General features: G+C 59.2%; 18 protein-coding genes. 1 reads left to right on the top strand and 17 read right to left on the bottom strand.

The window, feature by feature from the left end; translation table 11 throughout:
- Positions 1–78: 78 nt before the first annotated feature.
- Complete coding sequence (locus ACSQ9D_RS33825; RefSeq protein ID WP_436286129.1) at positions 79–240, top strand: hypothetical protein; 162 nt, start codon at positions 79–81, stop codon at positions 238–240.
- 85 nt (positions 241–325) lie between these two features.
- Here the strand turns inward: ACSQ9D_RS33825 and ACSQ9D_RS33820 are convergent, their stop codons facing one another.
- The 17 genes from ACSQ9D_RS33820 to ACSQ9D_RS33740 form a co-directional block, all read right to left on the bottom strand.
- Positions 326–1,027 (bottom strand): SDR family NAD(P)-dependent oxidoreductase, encoded by a 702-nt coding sequence (locus tag ACSQ9D_RS33820; protein ID WP_436286128.1) that lies wholly within the window; start codon positions 1,025–1,027, stop codon positions 326–328.
- A complete protein-coding gene (locus ACSQ9D_RS33815) occupies positions 1,024–1,146 on the bottom strand; it encodes a hypothetical protein (RefSeq protein ID WP_436286127.1) in 123 nt (40 codons plus the stop codon). The genes ACSQ9D_RS33820 and ACSQ9D_RS33815 overlap by 4 nt, the downstream gene beginning before the upstream one ends.
- A 22-nt stretch (positions 1,147–1,168) precedes the next feature.
- On the bottom strand, positions 1,169–1,873 hold the full coding sequence (locus ACSQ9D_RS33810; protein ID WP_436286126.1) for a glutathione S-transferase family protein: 705 nt from the start codon (positions 1,871–1,873) through the stop codon (positions 1,169–1,171).
- Between the two features lie 453 nt (positions 1,874–2,326).
- A complete protein-coding gene (locus ACSQ9D_RS33805; protein ID WP_436286125.1) occupies positions 2,327–3,922 on the bottom strand; it encodes a GMC family oxidoreductase in 1,596 nt (531 codons plus the stop codon).
- A 420-nt stretch (positions 3,923–4,342) separates the two neighbouring features.
- Positions 4,343–4,792, bottom strand: a complete 450-nt coding sequence (locus ACSQ9D_RS33800; RefSeq protein ID WP_436286124.1) for a GNAT family N-acetyltransferase — start codon at positions 4,790–4,792, stop codon at positions 4,343–4,345.
- Between the two features lie 23 nt (positions 4,793–4,815).
- Positions 4,816–5,511, bottom strand: coding sequence for a glutathione S-transferase N-terminal domain-containing protein (locus ACSQ9D_RS33795; RefSeq protein WP_436286123.1), 696 nt, complete (start codon positions 5,509–5,511; stop codon positions 4,816–4,818).
- 128 nt (positions 5,512–5,639) lie between these two features.
- Positions 5,640–6,557, bottom strand: coding sequence for an NADP-dependent oxidoreductase (locus ACSQ9D_RS33790; RefSeq protein WP_436286122.1), 918 nt, complete (start codon positions 6,555–6,557; stop codon positions 5,640–5,642).
- Between the two features lie 435 nt (positions 6,558–6,992).
- Complete coding sequence (locus tag ACSQ9D_RS33785) at positions 6,993–7,538, bottom strand: carboxymuconolactone decarboxylase family protein (protein WP_436286121.1); 546 nt, start codon at positions 7,536–7,538, stop codon at positions 6,993–6,995.
- A gap of 34 nt (positions 7,539–7,572) precedes the next feature.
- Entirely contained in the window at positions 7,573–8,190 is a 618-nt protein-coding gene (locus ACSQ9D_RS33780; protein WP_436286120.1) for a nitroreductase family protein, read from the bottom strand.
- 281 nt (positions 8,191–8,471) lie between these two features.
- On the bottom strand, positions 8,472–9,428 hold the full coding sequence (locus tag ACSQ9D_RS33775) for an AraC family transcriptional regulator (RefSeq protein WP_436286119.1): 957 nt from the start codon (positions 9,426–9,428) through the stop codon (positions 8,472–8,474).
- A gap of 346 nt (positions 9,429–9,774) precedes the next feature.
- Complete coding sequence (locus tag ACSQ9D_RS33770) at positions 9,775–10,485, bottom strand: SDR family NAD(P)-dependent oxidoreductase (protein ID WP_436286118.1); 711 nt, start codon at positions 10,483–10,485, stop codon at positions 9,775–9,777.
- A 169-nt stretch (positions 10,486–10,654) separates the two neighbouring features.
- The gene (locus ACSQ9D_RS33765; RefSeq protein ID WP_436286117.1) at positions 10,655–11,200 is read right to left on the bottom strand and encodes a carboxymuconolactone decarboxylase family protein; all 546 of its coding nucleotides are present in this window, start codon (positions 11,198–11,200) and stop codon (positions 10,655–10,657) included.
- 34 nt (positions 11,201–11,234) lie between these two features.
- Complete coding sequence (locus ACSQ9D_RS33760; protein WP_436286116.1) at positions 11,235–11,852, bottom strand: nitroreductase family protein; 618 nt, start codon at positions 11,850–11,852, stop codon at positions 11,235–11,237.
- 972 nt (positions 11,853–12,824) lie between these two features.
- Positions 12,825–13,388 carry a DUF1003 domain-containing protein gene (locus ACSQ9D_RS33755; protein WP_436286115.1) on the bottom strand — a complete coding sequence of 188 codons (564 nt, stop codon included), beginning with the start codon at positions 13,386–13,388 and terminating at the stop codon, positions 12,825–12,827.
- Positions 13,389–13,562: 174 nt separating this feature from the next.
- Positions 13,563–14,444 carry a LysR family transcriptional regulator gene (locus tag ACSQ9D_RS33750; protein ID WP_436286114.1) on the bottom strand — a complete coding sequence of 294 codons (882 nt, stop codon included), beginning with the start codon at positions 14,442–14,444 and terminating at the stop codon, positions 13,563–13,565.
- Entirely contained in the window at positions 14,441–15,040 is a 600-nt protein-coding gene (locus ACSQ9D_RS33745; protein WP_436286113.1) for a MarR family winged helix-turn-helix transcriptional regulator, read from the bottom strand. The genes ACSQ9D_RS33750 and ACSQ9D_RS33745 overlap by 4 nt, the downstream gene beginning before the upstream one ends.
- Before the next feature lie 630 nt (positions 15,041–15,670).
- On the bottom strand, positions 15,671–16,261 hold the full coding sequence (locus tag ACSQ9D_RS33740; RefSeq protein WP_436286112.1) for an isoprenylcysteine carboxyl methyltransferase family protein: 591 nt from the start codon (positions 16,259–16,261) through the stop codon (positions 15,671–15,673).
- Positions 16,262–16,861: the final 600 nt, after the last annotated feature.

Here is a 16,861-nt window from a genome sequence, read left to right as displayed (position 1 = left end):
GGGTTCTGCATCGATAACGCCGCGGCTGCAATGCTCTAAAAACGACTGCGTCATTCATCGGTCCTCCAGGAAATCGTGGTGGAACAGGATCAAACCGAGCCCAGTAGCCAAATGGTCGCGCAAATAGATTTCGCCGCGACCGGCGCGTGCAAAAGCAAGATCCGGAAAAGCATCACCGTTTTGCAGCATCACAATTGCACTCTTGCTCTGGCCTGTCCGGCGCTCGAAAGCGCTGCATGATCCTCAATCAACCGCTTCCTCCAGCACGGCTCCCGATCGAGCTAGCCGTCGTCGAGTGCCGCCGAGTTCTCTCGATTGAGCGCTATCATCCCAGCATGGCTTCACCGTCCCGGATCAAATCGATCGCCCCGGTTTCGATGCCTCCCGCGATAGCCTCCGCAATAGCGGAGGCCGGCTCACGCGAGGTGCCAGGTCCGGCGAAAGCGCGGTTAGACCTTATCATCGGCATATCCGTGCCGTGGGGATAGACGGTCAAGACATGGATGCCATCCCTTTTCAACTCGCGCCGCAATGCTTCGCTGAAATGTGCAAGCCCGGCCCTCACCGACGCATAGATCGCGTAGAACGGTGTGCCGGCCAGTGCAGTATCTGAGGAAACATTCACCACCATGGCGTCGCTACTGTCGCGGAGCATTGGCAACGCCGCCCGTGTAAGCAGGATCGGGGCAGCCACGTCGATCATGGCCTGTAGCTTGGCTTCGTCCATGTCCTTCAGACGTCCAACATGCGCCCCGCCGGCGTTGTTCACAAAGACATCAAGGCCGCCGAGGGCGGCGACTGCCTGTTCGAGCCTCGCGTCGCGGCCTTCGGCCGTAACGACATCAGACGTTATGCCGTGTATCTCGGCGCTCCCCGTTTGCAGCAATCGAACGGCTTTGCTCACGATTTCAGGGCAGCGTCCGCTGATCGCCACTTTCGCCCCCTTCGCCAACAATACTTGCGCCAGAGCGAAGCCGATGCCACTTGACCCGCCGGTGATGAGAACGCGCTTGCCGGTAATGTTCATGCCGACCCTCCCAGGTGGGTCGGGCCGGGGACCGGCCGATTGATGTTGGGTGAGATCACGCCGCTGACCTTCTTCCAGGTCCAGAGCTTTGGTAGAATATATTCGCTGCCGTCGCTCACAATGCCCACTCCTCGGATTCAACTACGCCGCTGGCGGATAATTTGACGGGAAGAGCGCACGCTTGGTTTCTTCGTCACTGATCTGCTTGAAGGAGTGGTCTTTGCCGACCGCACGCGCACGGGCCGCCGCCGGTCGTGCGTCGACTGTCTCGAACAGGCGTCTGAGATTCGGGAACGGCGCGAGCGGATCTTCAGCGCCTTTCCTCACGCGTGAGGCGCGGTCGAGCCAGCCCCAGGCCGAAATGTCGGCGATAGTGTAGGTCTCGCCGACGATAAAGCTTCGGTCCTCGAGGTGTTCGTTGAGAACCTGGTAGTGGCGTTCCGCTTCGCGGCGATATCGGTTCACCGCATAGTCTAGGCCCTCGGGGGCTGCGAACTGAAAATGCACGGCCTGGCCGGAGAATGGCCCAAGACCAGACGCAATGAAGAGCAACCACGAGAGGAGTTCAGGCCGATCTTTGGACTTGCCGAGGAACCTGCCGGTCTTTTCGGCGAGATAGATCAGGATCGCTGTCGAGTCGAAGACGCGCGCCTCATCGCCGCCTGGGCCTTCGGTATCCACTATCGCCGGTACCTTGCCGTTCGGATTGATGGCGCGAAACGCCGTCAAGTGCTGTTCACCCTTGCTGGTGTCGACGGGTACAACTTCGTAGGGGAGCCTCGACTCTTCGAGAAAGAGAGCGATCTTCGCGGGATTTGGCGTTGGATGAAAATAGAAGCGGATCATGTCACTCTCCGTTCAAGTTCCGTTGTTCGGGGGCTCATCGCCGTTCAATACCGGACGATGCGCCGTCCGAGGCGTTTCCTGATTAGCTTGGCGATCACCGAGCGCAAAGCAATCGAACAACCGGGATGCCGGAAGCCCGCCGCCGCGTAAGTTCACCACCCGTCCTGTTGCGGGCCGGTCACGCCTCGAGAACCCCGCTTCCCCGGCCATGCGTTCGAGCCTTCGCTTCACTTGTTACTCACCAACCGCCTCTCAGGACCACGGAGGAGACCGGTATCCGGAACAGGCCGAAGGTAACGCCGAGCATGCTCGAGAGGACGGCCGTACCAAGTGAACCACGCATTTCCGCGTCATGGCTGCTCGCGACTATCAGCCGCGCCACCCGACTATTTCGGCTCTGCGTGAATCGAGACGGATTTCCCGGTTGAGCAGAGCCGCTTGAGCCGGAGCCCCTCAGGCCCGCTTCAGATCCTCGACCAGCATCGCCGTTGCATGGCGCGCGAGCGCCTGTGTCGGGGCGTTGGTATTGCCGCTGGTGACGTTGGGCATGATCGAGGCGTCGATGACCCGGAGTCGGTCGACGCCTCGGATCCTGAGCCTCGCGTCAACCACCGCCCGATCATCCTTCCCCATCCGGCACGTGCCGACCGGATGCCACATCGTCGTCACGACGCGCTTCGCCCATTCGGCGATCTCGGCATCCGAGCGGAAGCTCGGCCCGGGCTCCATCTCTTCCTCGATCACCGCAGCCAACGACTCCTGCGCCATCACCTTACGGATCGCGTGCACCGACTGCACCACGGCCTTCAGGTCTTCTTCGTCGCCGAGGAAGTTCGGGTTGATAAGGGGCATCGCCGTCGGGTCGCTGTCGGCGAGCCGCACCCAGCCGCGGCTCTTGGGTTGAAGTACAACCAGCTCGAAAGTGATGCCCGAGCGGTCCCCGGTGGCTTTGAGGTCCTGGTTCGCGATGATGGGAGCGTGATAGCATTGGATCGTGGGATCCGCGGTGAAGTCTGACGGGTTCCAGTGGGAAACCGTCTCGATACCGGTACCCGCCGCCGGGCCATCCTTGGTGACGAGATAACGCAGGCCCGCCTTTATGGTGCCGAGACCGTGCGCGGCGGCCTGATAGCCGAGATCACCCTTCACATAGGCGCGAACCGGTACCATCGGGTGATCATGGAGATTTTCGCCAACTTCGGGAGAATCGACGATCACCGCTATGCCGTGCTCGCGCAACTGCATGGCCGACCCGACACCCGAATGCATGAGGATCTTCGGACTATGGACGGCGCCGGCCGAAAGCACGACCTCGCCTGCCGAAATTGTCTGGAGGCCATTGTCGCTCAGCTCGACGCCGACCGCCCGCTTGTTTTCGATGAGAACGCGAGTGACGGTCTTACCGGTGAGTAGTGTTACCCGCCCGGACTCAAGGTGCGGACGCAAATACGCATCGGCCGCGCTGCATCGGCGGTGATTTCCAACCGTCGACTGCACCGGCGAGACGCCGATCTGGCTCTTGCCGTTGTAGTCGGGATTGAACGGGACTCCATATTCCTGGAAGGCCTTGAGGCAGTACTGGTTCAGTTTGTTGATGCCCTTGGGCAGCGAAACCGCCAGACCACCATTGATGCCATGATACTCGTCGTGGAAGGTGTCGTTGTCTTCCTGCGACATGAAGACGGGAAGCAGGTCTTCATACGACCATTTGCCGGTGTGGCCGACCGCGTCCTGCCACGCGGCAAAGTCGCGCTCCTGTCCGCGAACATAGGCCATAGCATTGACCGAGGAGCCGCCGCCGAGCACTTTACCGGAGCGATACGCCTTTTTGATGCCGTGCTGGGGAACCGTCTCGTATGTCCAAGCGTGCCGGTCATGGGCCAGCATTAGGGCGAAGCCGGCTGGAATGTGGATGAACGGATCTCGATCCGTTTCACCTGCCTCAATCAGGGCGATGGACGCATCAGTATGTTCGGCGAGATAACTCGCGACCACGCAGCCGGCCGCGCCCGCGCCGACAATGACAATGTCGTAGGCTTCCTTGGACATAAGTGTCTTTCTCTTTCGAACTATTTTTATTGTTCAGTCAACGCGCCCCGCAGCCCCATCGGGGCGCCAGAATCTTTGAATTGAAATCTTTTGTGGAGAATGACTTTTGAATGTTGGAGAGGGAAATCACCTCGCGCCATGAAGTCGATAGACGATCGTTATTGACGCTGTTAGCGCGGCGATGACGTAGCGAGCATTGCGACGACCGGCATCGCACTCGAGGCCGGCGTTATGATTTCGCCGATACTTCTAAACGCGTTCAATTGGTGGATCGGCGATCAATTGCGTGGCAGCCCGTGCAACTGATGGCTCGATATTCGCAGTGAGGACCGTCAAGAGGGCCCTCTATCGCTATCTTTCGCGATCGTGGAGGATAGCGATGCACCGCACGAGGCCTGAGGGCGGGTCCGCACCAGCTTCTCAGGCAAATGGCTTTCGGTACTGGATGAACCCCGAGCGGTCAGCGATGCGGTCGTAAAGCTGTATGGCGTTATGATTGGATTCGTGCGTCAGCCAGTACACGCGAGATGCCCCGCGACGTCTCGCATCCGCATAGACATGTTCGATCAGCGCGCGGCCGATGCCGCTGTCGCGCGCATCGTCGGCCACAAACAGGTCCTGAAGATAGCAGTAATCGTCCGTCGTCCAGGTGGAGCGATGGTAGATCGAATGCACCAGCCCCAATGCTTTCTCGCCCGCCATGGCAAGTGCTGCATGCATCGGCTCGACCGGGTCCAGGAAACGTGCCCAGGTCGTGTGTGTCACGGACTCGGGGATATCCACTTTGTAAAATCGCTGATAGCTTTTCCACAGCGGAAGCCAAATATCAAAATCGCCGTTATCAATGGCTTTGATCTCGAATGATTGCATAGCATGCTCCTGAAATTCTAGGTCTAGGCCGCGGCCACTTCCAGCCCGCGCTGCACCGCCGGACGCGCAAGGCCGCGGTCGAGCCACGCCTGCACATGAAGAAAGCGGTCGAAGCCGACGATCTCGCGCGCTTCGTAAAAGCCGATCAGGTTGCGCACCCAGCCAAGCAGCGAGATATCTGCGATGCTGTAGTCAGCACCCATCACCCACTCGCGGCCAGCAAGCCGTTCATCCAGCACACCAAGCAGCCGCGCTGACTCGGTTGCGTAGCGGTCACGCGGGCGCTTGTCCTCATAGGCCTTGCCTGCGAATTTGTTGAAGAAGCCGACCTGGCCGAACATCGGCCCGACTCCGCCCATCTGCCACATCAACCACTGGATCGTCTGGTAGCGGGTGTTCGGATCGTCAGAGATGAATTGTCCGGTCTTGTCTGCAAGATAGAGGAGGATCGCGCCCGATTCGAACAGCGCGAGCTGAGTGCCGCCTGGCCCGTCGGGGTCGTAGATCGCGGGGATCTTGCCGTTCGGGTTGATCGCGAGAAAGGCCGGATCGTGGTTCTCGCCTGCCATGATGTCGATGCGGTGCGCCTCATAGGCGAGGCTCGTTTCCTCAAGCATGATGCCCACCTTCACGCCATTGGGCGTCGGCAGGGAAAAGAGTTGCAGCCGATCGGGGTACCGCGCCGGCCACCTCGCAAAAATTGGATGATTGAGTTTCACTTTATTCCTCCTGGATCAGCAGACCGAGCATCTCCGGGACGTCGCCTCGCGGCAGGATGCGCGTCAAAACGATAACCACGGTCCCGAAGACGATCAACGGAGGGCGGGACCGCCCTCCTCCTGAGTCGTCACTGCCGAACGCGGACGATCGTCTTTCCCTTGCGTCGCTCGGTTCGGTTGAAGGCGGCGATTGCCTCGTCGAGGGTCACGACGTTGCCGATGTTCGTCCGCAGTCGCCGATCCCGGACCCGCTGAACGATCTCATTCAGTTGGGCGCGATCGGATTCGACAACGAAGTCGATCGCGAGCCCGTCGGCGGGCCGCGTCTCCGCTGGCCCGGCGATGCTCACCAGCGTCCCTCCGGCTCGAACTAAGCCTGCGGACCGCTTCGCGACGTCGCCGCCGAAGACATCGAAAACCAGATCGACTGCGCCGACGTCTTCCAGGGTATCGTTCTCGATATCAACGAACTCTTGCGCGCCGAAGTCGAGCACTGCCTGGCGGTCGGCTGCGCGTCCGGTGCCGATGACATGGGCGCCGAATTCACGCGCGAGCTGCGTCACCATCGACCCGACTACGCCGGCCGCGCCGTGCGCGATGACGCTCTGCCCCGCCTGAAGGCGGCCGTGCTGGAACAGTCCCTGCCACGCGGTCAGGCCCGGCATCGGCAGGCTGGCGCCCACCGTGAAGTCGACGTCGCCCGGCAGCGGCGAAAGGTTGCGGGCCTCGACTGCCACGTACTCCGCCAGGGTGCCGTCACGATACCAGTCCGTGAGGCCGAACACCCGCTGTCCGACCGACAGCCCTGTGGTGCCATAGCCGAGTGCCGTGACCACTCCGGCCAGCTCGTGACCGGGGATCGACGGTGTTCGGTCACGATCCCCGCGATCCGTCCATGTCGGGGGCCATGTCAACTCATCCCACGTGAATCCAGACGCGTGAACCTGGACAATGACGTCGTTTATGGCAGCCTGTGGGTCGGGCCGCTCGACGAGCTTCATCCCGGCCGTTCCAGCGGCCTGATCTGTTACCACGATTGCCTTCATCGTCTGCCTCCTGTTTGTAGCGTGTCGTTATCTTCCGAATTCCTTCGCAGACGACCAAAAAATACGACCACGAAACTCGATGTCCAATGACCTGTCGTTATGGAACCGATGCATTGACGCGGTGCGGAAAGTCACCGGTGCGGCACCAACATTTGCATTTCACGTCCACGGGCGGGGCGGTCGTGAGGAATTGCCGCCTGCGGGCATTTGCTTGGTAAGTGTGACCCATCCGCGGTTTCAAATTCGCCGGGGGCATAACGGTTGTGAATGCCGGACCGCGGTGGTGCCAAACTATCCTGGCCTCGCGGGCCCATAAGGAAAGCCCGGACGCGTTCCCAAGACTCTTTCCTGGGTGCATCCGGGCTTTGGCGTTACGCTCGCATCACACGAAACCTCCAAGAAGCGTGGGAGACGGTCGATGCCAATTTATAGACATCAGATGGACCCAGCCGGCGCAACGGCAGGAAAGTCCTTGTCGGGATCGAACACGTTATTGAAAAAGTTCGTCAGGGAGTACATGGCCACCAGCGCGACGATTTCGATGATGTTCGCGTCCGTGTAACCGGCTTCGCGGACGGCTTTCAGATCGGCGTCACCGACGTTGCCGCGGGTCTCGATGACTTTGCGGGCAAACTGCACGGCGGCGTCCCGCTTCGGGTCGCTGGCATGGCCCTTCCGGGCGAGAATGATTTCATTGCCCGGCAGCTTGGCCATATGCTCGGCAGTAAAGCTGTGAACCGTCAGGCAGTAGTTGCAGCCATTCACTTCGGAGACAGCAAGGCCAATGCTGTCTCGCGTCTTCACGTCGAGCGCCTTGCTCATGGAGCCGAGCAGGGTGGCCCATGCGTTGAACGCGATCGGGCTTGCCGCGAAGGTCGCCATCATATTTGGGGTGAACCCGATGTTCTTGGTGAACATATCGAGGGTCGGTTTCGAATCGGCCGGCACCTGTTCCGGCTTCAGAGCTGCACTTCTTGCCATCGTATTCTCCGTTGGTTGTTTGATTTACTTATAGTCAGACGAGGTCCAAAACCTCGGACACCGGCAGACGCGGCTTCTGCGGCCAGTTTCCCGGACGCTCCGGTCCTACGGACAGCAGCATGACCGGCACTTCGTCTTCGGCCAGTCCGAACTCGCGGTGCACCGCTTCGTCATCGAAACCGATCATCGGCGTCGAACCCAAGCCGAGCGAGCCGGCTGCATAGATCATCGCTGCCGCGCCGAAGGTGGCGGTGCGTACGGCCTCGTCGCGCCGGCGCTGCGGGTACTCCATGTACAGATCGCGAGCGGGGTTTTCCCATTCCGGCACCAACTTTGCCGGCATGATGCCCGCTTCCACCACCGGTGCCAGGCGATCTGGAATTACGCTGGTATCGACCAACCGGCCGATGACTATGAAGGTAACGGCTGCTTCGCTGATCGCGGGTTGATTCCAGGCGATCGGCAGCAGCCGTGCCTTGGCTTCAGGCGTGCGCACAGCGATGAAGCGCCAGTTCTGCAAGTGGAAGGACGTCGGTGCTGAGGTGCCGATTCGCACCAGTTCGCGGATCTGGTCGTCGCTCAAAGTGGCGGCAGGGTCGTAGTACTTTGTGGCCCTGCGGCTTAGGATAGATTCGATAACGGCGTTGGTCATGGCGGTTCCTTCATCAGGTGGTTAGGAGCCCCACTCTAGGACCAGCACATGCTATTTTCGAGACGAAATTGGATCAATAAAATGCTAGAAAGGATCATATCGACGAGGATTGTTCATCCGTCGACGTGTGGCGCCGTACGGCGCAAGACGTCTTGCCGAGATCTGGATTGACATGCAGCAACGATAGAGGAGCGCGTCGGGGGTCGCTTGCGCGAATGAGCCGCCGCCCGCTCCCATGCTTCCACTGTCTCATCCGGGCCCGCGTCGAAGGCGAAGCGCATTTACTGGCCCTCGCGCGCCAGACGGCGCCATTGCCCCGGCGTGATCCCCATCCTGTCGGCGAACACACGCCGGAATGCCGATATGGATTGATACCCGACCGTCTCGGCCACGGCCTCGGTGGTCATCGCCGGCTTCTTCAGCTCGTTGGCGGCCACGCTCATCCGGATATCGGTCAACAGGTCGGCGGCTGAGCGCCCCAGCTTGTCCTGAAAGTGCCGCATGAAGGTGGCACGTGACATCCTGCACAAGTCGGCCAGATCGGGAAGCTTCCAGGGCCGCGCGGGATCGGCGAACATAGCTGAGATGGCCGGGGCCAGTCGCGGATGGCCGGCCAGCGCCAACAAGCCTTCCGGGGCGTGCTCGGATTCGCTCGCCGCGCGCAGCACCAGTGTGAACAGCGCCGCGGAAAGCGCGTTGAGGATCGCATATCCTCCCGGTCTGTCGCTGACGGCCTCCATCCGCATCAGCCCCACAAGACTTGCCAGGTGGCTTAAAGCGGACCTCATGCCCTCTTTACCATCACCGTCTATCGCCCGTACCACGAGATTCGTGGGCAGGTAATTTCGAATCAGCCGATCATGGGGCGGACCGATGAAAAATCGCCCACACAACATGTCCAGATGCTCGTCCTGGCTATCATTCTCACTGAGCATCCATCCCGCGGAACCCTGGCGCTCGTGGGTAAGGCCCGGCGCATGTCCGCTGCCATCGTGCAGCACGTGCGCGGACCCGTGAGGCAACAGCACGATATCTCCGCCCACCAGCTCTTTGGCTGTCTCCGTCTCCGGATCCTCGAGAATGGCCCGGCCCTTGAGCACTATGTGGTAGGGAATTTCGTGCGCCGCTGACTGGGCCCAGGCCAAACGCCATGGCGCACCGTAGGCGCAACGGACCTCCAACTGGCCGGTAATGGTGATCATTTGCGAGAGATGGCTCAGCCAGTCGACTTGGGACATAGGACCTCGGGAACTTGAAACGCTCGAGCATCTTATCGTAAATGCGCACCGGTTAGGCACGCAACGAGTAAACTCGTCCGAGGAACTGGTCGGCCACACTTTGAAACCGGCGCGGCCTTGCCGTTCGGGTTGAGCGCGAGGGAGGCCGAGTCGCGATTCTCGCCCGCCATGAGGTCGATCCGGTGAGCCTCGTAGGCGAGGCTCGTTTCCTCAAGCATGATGCCCGCCTTCACACCATTGGGCGTCGGGAGGGAAAAGAGTTGCGGCCGATCGGGTACCGCGCCGGCCAGCGCGTGAAATTTTACGATTGAGTGTCACCTTATCCTTCCTAGATCAGCAGACTGTCTCAGCGGCCAGCACTTTGCCCACCGTCAACATGTAGGATCTCTCCAGTGATGAACGGCGCCGAGTCGAGAAAGAGGATGGCGTTCGCAATATCGCTTGCTTCACCCATGCGTCCGATCGGATGCAAAGCTCCTAGTGCTTCGTGAGTTTCAGGCGCGTGCATCGGCGTTTTTATGATCCCCGGAGCGACGGCGTTCACGCGAATACCTTTCTTTGCGTACTCGATCGCCAGTGACTTCGTTGCGGCGTTGAGGCCGCCCTTCGTCATAGCCGCCAAGACCGAGTAGACTCCACTGATTGCGGCGTGCCCTATGCTGGCCGTAACGCTCACCACATGGCCACTCGAACGTTTTTCCATTTCGGCGATCGCGAGTTGCGTGATGTGATAGAAGCCCGCCATGTTCACATTCATCACGGCCGCGTAATCTTCGGCGGTATGTTCGGTGAAAGGCTTTCCGATGTAGATGCCGGCGTTGTTCACAAGAGTATCGATCCGGCCAAATCGCGTGATACCTTCGGAAATCACACGCTGGGCGGTTATGGGATCGCCGATGTCACCAGCGAGGCTCAGGATGTTTTTGTCGTCCGACAAATTGATCGAACGTGAGGTCGCGACAATGCGGTAATCAAGCTTTCGGAATGCCTCTACGACTTTTGCGCCGATGCCTTGTGACGCACCGGTGACGACAACAACCTTCTGTGACTTGTTCATGCTTCTACCCTGGAAAATAGAGTGTTCCTAACCTTGTCGTCGGCACACACGAAAAGCCCGGACGCGTTCCCAAGACTCTTTCCTGGGTGCATCCGGGCTTTGGCGTTACGCTCGCATCACACGAAACCTCCAAGAAGCGTGGGAGACGGTCGATGCCAATTTATAGACATCAGATGGACCCAGCCGGCGCAACGGCAGGAAAGTCCTTGTCGGGATCGAACACGTTATTGAAAAAGTTCGTCAGGGAGTACATGGCCACCAGCGCGACGATTTCGATGATGTTCGCGTCCGTGTAACCGGCTTCGCGGACGGCTTTCAGATCGGCGTCACCGACGTTGCCGCGGGTCTCGATGACTTTGCGGGCAAACTGCACGGCGGCGTCCCGCTTCGGGTCGCTGGCATGGCCCTTCCGAGCGAGAATGATTTCATCGGCCGGCAGCTTGGCCATATGCTCGGCAGTAAAGCTGTGAACCGTCAGGCAGTAGTTGCAGCCATTCACTTCGGAGACAGCAAGGCCAATGCTGTCTCGCGTCTTCACGTCGAGCGCCTTGCTCAAAGAACCGAGCAGGGTGGCCCACGCGTTGAACGCGATCGGGCTTGCCGCGAAGGTCGCCATCATATTTGGAGTGAACCCGATGTTCTTGGTGAACATATCGAGGGTCGGTTTCGAATCGGCCGGCACCTGTTCCGGCTTCAGAGCTGCACTTCTTGCCATCGTATTCTCCGTAAGTTACTGATTTTACTAATAATCAAACGAGATCCAGCACGTCCGCCACAGGACGGCGCGGCTTCTGCGGCCAGTTTCCCGGACGCTCCGGTCCTACGGACAGCAGCATGACCGGCACTTCGTCTTCGGCCAGTCCGAACTCGCGGTGCACCGCTTCGGCATCGAAACCGATCATCGGCGTCGAACCCAAGCCCCATGAGTTGGCCACATAGATCATCGCCGCCGCGCCGAAGGTGGCGGTGCGTACGGCCTCGTCGCGCTGGCGCTGCGGGTACTCCATGTACAGATCGCGAGCGGGGTTTTCCCATTCCGGCACCAACTTTTCCGGCATGATGCCCGCTTCCACCACCGGTGCCAGGCGATCTGGAATTACGCTGGTATCGACCAACCGGCCGATGACTATGAAGGTAACGGCTGCTTCGCTGATCGCAGGCTGATTCCACGCGATCGGACGCAGACGAGCCTTGGCTTCAGGCGTGCGTACGGCAATGAAGCGCCAGTTCTGCAAGTGGAAGGACGTCGGTGCGGTGGTGCCGATTCGCACCAGTTCGCGGATTTGATCGTCGCTCAAAGTGGCGGCAGGGTCGTAGTACTTTGTGGCCCTGCGGCTTAGGATAGATTCGATAACGGCGTTGGTCATGGAAATTCCGTTACTCATGGTGCTTCCTGTCGATGAAGAGATAGGTTGAGGTACGAGAGTGCTTGCGCCCTCTTCGCTGGATGCTGCAGGGATGGACCCCGTTCGACATCTAATGCCGGGGGCCGCCGGTAGTTTCGGGAATTGCCCCGGAGCGTCTGGTAGGACGCAGCCGGCCACTGAGTGTGCTAGGTCGTCATCTTCCGAATTCCTTTGCAGACGCCGAAAAATAAGATGGCGAAACTCGATGATCCAATGACCATTGGCTATGGAATTGATGCCATCGAGGCAGCCAGCAGAAATCAAAGTCGCGGCACGAACACATGCTTCGCGCGCCAAAAGGGAGCGCTAGCGGATGGAAGGCGCTGATTTGGAGGCGGCGCTACGGCTAGCACTCCCCCAGGTCTGCGAACGGATCTACGAAGGACAGCGATATCCTGTGAGCTTTCGCCGATCCCACGATGGACGACGCAAAAGCCTGCTCGCGCGAGAATTGGCAGGAACAGACGTTGTCAGTTTCAACGTGCTTTGCCCGGGAGGCGTTGGGGCGGTCGCCGGTCATTGTCCGGCCGCCGTCCGAGCGGGCTGAGCCAAGCAACGAGGACAAAGCTTCCGCAATCCTTTTTCCTAACTGAGGATCGAACCGCCACCATCTTCAGACGACTGGAATAACCAGATGCTGTTCTTCCTCAACTACGGATCCTGCATCATCACCTGCGACCGCTGGGTCGCGAGCGGTCGGGCGAGACAGAACGGTTTGACGATATAGATACTTATGGTGGCCGACGTCATCGCACTCGCCGCACACCTTGATCCGCACAATGGCGGTTCACATCGGTCATTCAACAGGCGGCGAGGTTGCGCGCTGTGCGGCGCGTCCGGAGTGGGATCGCATCGCAAAATCCGCACATCAGGGCGGCGCCGCCAAAACGCACAAGATTCCAACGGGCACGTTGTGGCAGGTTGTAGTGCCCTCTATGGAGTGGCACCCTCTTGTTCAGCCGCTCTAGTAAAGTCGGTTCGGCCAGACTGCCTCGTCTGCAAAAGTAGATCAACGAGAGAGTTGACAGCCTCGGATAGACGAAGCACCTCCTGCGCTCGAAGCTCATCAATCTTCTCATGCAAGAGCTCGATTTCTAGTTCGGCCTTGACGTTGATCTTATAATCGTTTTCCGCCGCTCTTCGGTCAATATCCTGCTGCCTGTTCTGACTCATCATGATGATCGGCGCTGCATAGGCTGCTTGAAATGAAAGCGCCAGATTCAACAGAATGAACGGGTAAGGATCCCAACTCCTCGCTGCGCCGAGGTTGATCGAAACCCAAGCAATGAGGAGGACGGTCTGGACAATGATAAACTTCCAGGAACCCATGACGCTTGCGACCGTGTCCGCCACGCGTTGACCGATTGAGAGCGGCTCCATCGGATCATCCACCTCTACCGGATGAAAGCGCAATGACCGGCGCAACCGCCGCAATTCGGCGAGCAGTTCATGCTCCGAGGGTTCCATGTAGTCGATTTCCGCTTTTACGGATTTCATGGCCCTGCTCCTCGCACGCTCGCCGTGCGCGTTTGACTAGCACAAAGTAAATCTTGGAATGATTGGGAGATCGTCTCAGCGCCACGTCTACCATCTGGTGCGTTCAATAATTAAACTCGACGGCTATTCGGGTAAAGCTATCATATCCATAACCGGTCGGAATGTTCCGTAAGGTCATCGTCGAAGCTCCGCGACGAGGAAATCCGTGAACGCGCGCGCGGCGGGCTTTATGGTCTTTCCGCTGACGAACAATGCGTTGACCTCCATCGAGCCGAAGTCCCAGTCGGACAGAATGCGAACGAGGGCGCCGCTTTCCAACTCAGTCCTCACGCTATTGAGGCTTGAGGCGGCGATACCCAGCCCGGCGACGGCGCTTGCCACGGCGCCTTCGTTGATGGTGATAGCGAGTTGGTTGTCAACGCGCACGGTGGTGACGCGGCCGTCCTTGCCGAACGAGAACGTCGGCGAGGGATGCGCTGGACTGATGATCACCGAGTGGTGTGCGAGGTCCGACGGCATCGTAGGCGTGCCACGCTCCCGCAGGTAGTCCGGGGAGGCCGTTAGTATCCTCGGCTGGTGGATGAGTTTGCGCAGCATCGCGCTCGAGTCAGGGAGCTCGCCGAACTGGAACGACACGTCCATGCCCTCAGTCACGATGTCTGGGTAGCGGTCGGTCACCCGGAGCTCGATCTTTAACGCCGGATGCTGTTTCATAAAGGCAGGAAGCCGCGGGATGATTTCCCGGAGCCCGAAACTTATCGGCGTGCCGATGCGAAGCACCCCTCGCAGCTCTCCGGTGCCGCGCGCCTCGTGGTCGGCCTCGTCGAGCGCGGCCAAGATCGCCTCAACACGCGTCAAGTAGGTTGCACCAGCGTCCGTCAGTGTGACCGCACGGGTTGTCCGGTTGAAGAGTGTAGCGCCCACCTCGGCTTCCAATGCAGCGATAAGGCGAGAGGCGGAGGGCTGAGAAAGACCGAGTTCACGACCGGCGCTCGAAAAGCTGCCCACGCGACCCGCGCGGGAAAACAGTTTCAGCGCTGTCAGTCGGTCGTTCATCGCTTCTCTATTGTTCGTCCTATTTCCCGGTTGACCTCCAAAGCCAAAATGTTACCTCTGGAGGTCGAACCGCCGAGAGTTTCAAAAGGCCCGAAGACATCCATCGGACAATCGATGCATCTCCGCTCATCGCAGTAACGACAAGTTGCCAGCGCAGAGAGCGCATCCTCGGGCAGCGACGCGACGATTGTCACGGCTACACGTTCGAGTGCAGACAGATCTTCCGGCGATACGCACTCGAGCAGAGAAGCTAACGCATCGCGACGAAGATCGAGCAACTTGTCTCGCAACTGCAAACCATTTGGCGTCAGCCTCAAGGTCATTATTCTGCGGTCGATAGTGGATGGTTGTTTAGCGACGATGTTGCGCTCGACAAGGCGATCAACGAGACGGACCGCGCCCCCGTGAGTCAACCGCAGGATCCGGCTAAGCTGATCAATAGATATCGTCGGCGCGTGCCCGATCACGATCACCGACGACGCCGCCTGTCCCCGAAGCGGCATTGCTCCAGCGACTGCCGAACGCATTCGATCGTTTACGCCAACCGCCAAAACGCCCAAAAGGTTCACCAATCGGTCCGACACGTCCATAGCCATCGCGCCTCGGCTTATAAATATGAGTCAGTCATATGTTGACAAGCGCCCGTGCCGTAAGCAAGCGGGAAAATCCTAAAATCCACCTCGATCCCGACGTTCGGCGCGCCGTAATCGAAACTCATCGTCAGATGTCTGTCTTCGGTCATCGATATTGGTTTCAGTCGGGCTCAGTGCTGGTATCGGCCCTCTGGTCTGATGCAATGCCGGCTGGAGATGCGGGGACCGCCGCAATCTAGGAAGCAACGCACGGTGAGCAGCGACCGACAGCGTGCGCGCAGCAGATGGACCAACGCCGCCTCAAGTTCGGAAGACTCGAGTCGTCCGAAATATGCCCTCACCTCAGCAATCGACCGGATGACCTTGTCCGCGTCAGTGGTATCCACTTCGACCGCAAGGACATCAGCGCCCCAAAACCTCAAGCTCGGTTTCCAGCCCCTTAGCTGTCGCGGCGGATTTCGAGTATGCAAGCACAACCTGGGCTCCTTCCTCGACCGCCTTACGCACGGTTGCCGCGGATATTCATCGGCCTCGGCCTGTCACCGCAGCGTCTTCGATTCTATCCCTATTCGATCCGCAACTCTTGCTGAGCGGAAAAAGGATGCGCGTTTCCCGCCTCTTCGACAGAGTGTCTCAAGGTCGCTTGTAACCAGGCACGGCCTCGGACATAGCGGTTTCCTCCTGCCTGATACGAATTGCCAACGGAATGCAATATAGCGGCAGGCCAACGATCAGAGTCCAATATGCGTTCATAGCAAGCGCGAATCCGATAAGCTCCGGTATGATATTCAGAAAGTAGTTCGGGTGTCTGACCCTTCTGAAAAGACCGGTCCGGACGAATGGCTGGCGTTGGTTAATGATGATCTTGACCGTCCATAGCCGCCCCAGAGAGCGCAATACAGAAATCAGGGCAAGGGCAGATACCAGATAGATGGCGACTCCGATCGCGGACAGGGTGAAGTTGAATTCCCGTAATTTCGCGCCTTCTACCGTCGCGACGATGTAGAAAGCCAGATGGGCAAGGGCAAGGAAGACACTGTTGGCAGCCCCGACCTCGCGTGCTCCGGAAGCCTTGAGCGTCCGTTCGTTTACAGTCGAAATGACAACCGTGGAGATACGCCAGACGAAGGCCAGGATGACGAAAACAAAGAGAGGTGTAGGCATGATTTCTCCGGTCAATGCTTGCGATGCGGTAAAATTGACGTCTATTTTCGAGAGCTTCATCCGATCCGCCCTCGCATAACGAAATCTGTCCTCTCCGCCTCCTCTCCTTGCAGATCGACATAACGTCGCCGGTGCTCTCTCCCGAGAAGAGCTACCTGTGATCATGCCGCCCCGATCTCACCGCACGAACAATCTTCCATTGTAGTGTCACTCGACGCGTCGTGGTTCAAGAGCCGGTTTTTCTACTCGCGATTCTACGAGATCATGCCCATGCGAACGCCTGCCGCAACATAGATTGGGTATTAGTCGCCTATACCTCCGTATAGTTGAGAACCTCCGAAAGGCGATTGTTATGCCACGCGCGTCCAAGCGTTCCTTCAAAAGAATCGCCCCACGCGGAAAAGCTCTCGTTGCCGCTGTCTATCTTTCTGAACGCAATACGTCGGCGCGGGCAATATGAGGCACCCTATTAGACTAGACGTCGTTGCTGCATGATTGGCGTATCAGCGTCCGCAGAGCGCAACGAAGCATCGCAAAATCGAGCTATCCCATACCCACGTATAATTTCGGCGAGCAGGCAAAGCTGATAAGACTTCCCATGCCTTGCATCCCAAGACCGAGGCCGCGTCGGTCGCCAGACGGCGCGCTGCTGATCGTGGG

Origin of the sequence: Rhizobium sp. LjRoot258, from assembly GCF_964254185.1 — a bacterium.
In the GTDB taxonomy this organism is placed as follows: Bacteria; Pseudomonadota; Alphaproteobacteria; order Rhizobiales; family Rhizobiaceae; genus Rhizobium.
Note: the sequence above shows the minus strand (reverse complement) of the source record. Positions and strands in the feature narration are given on the sequence as shown.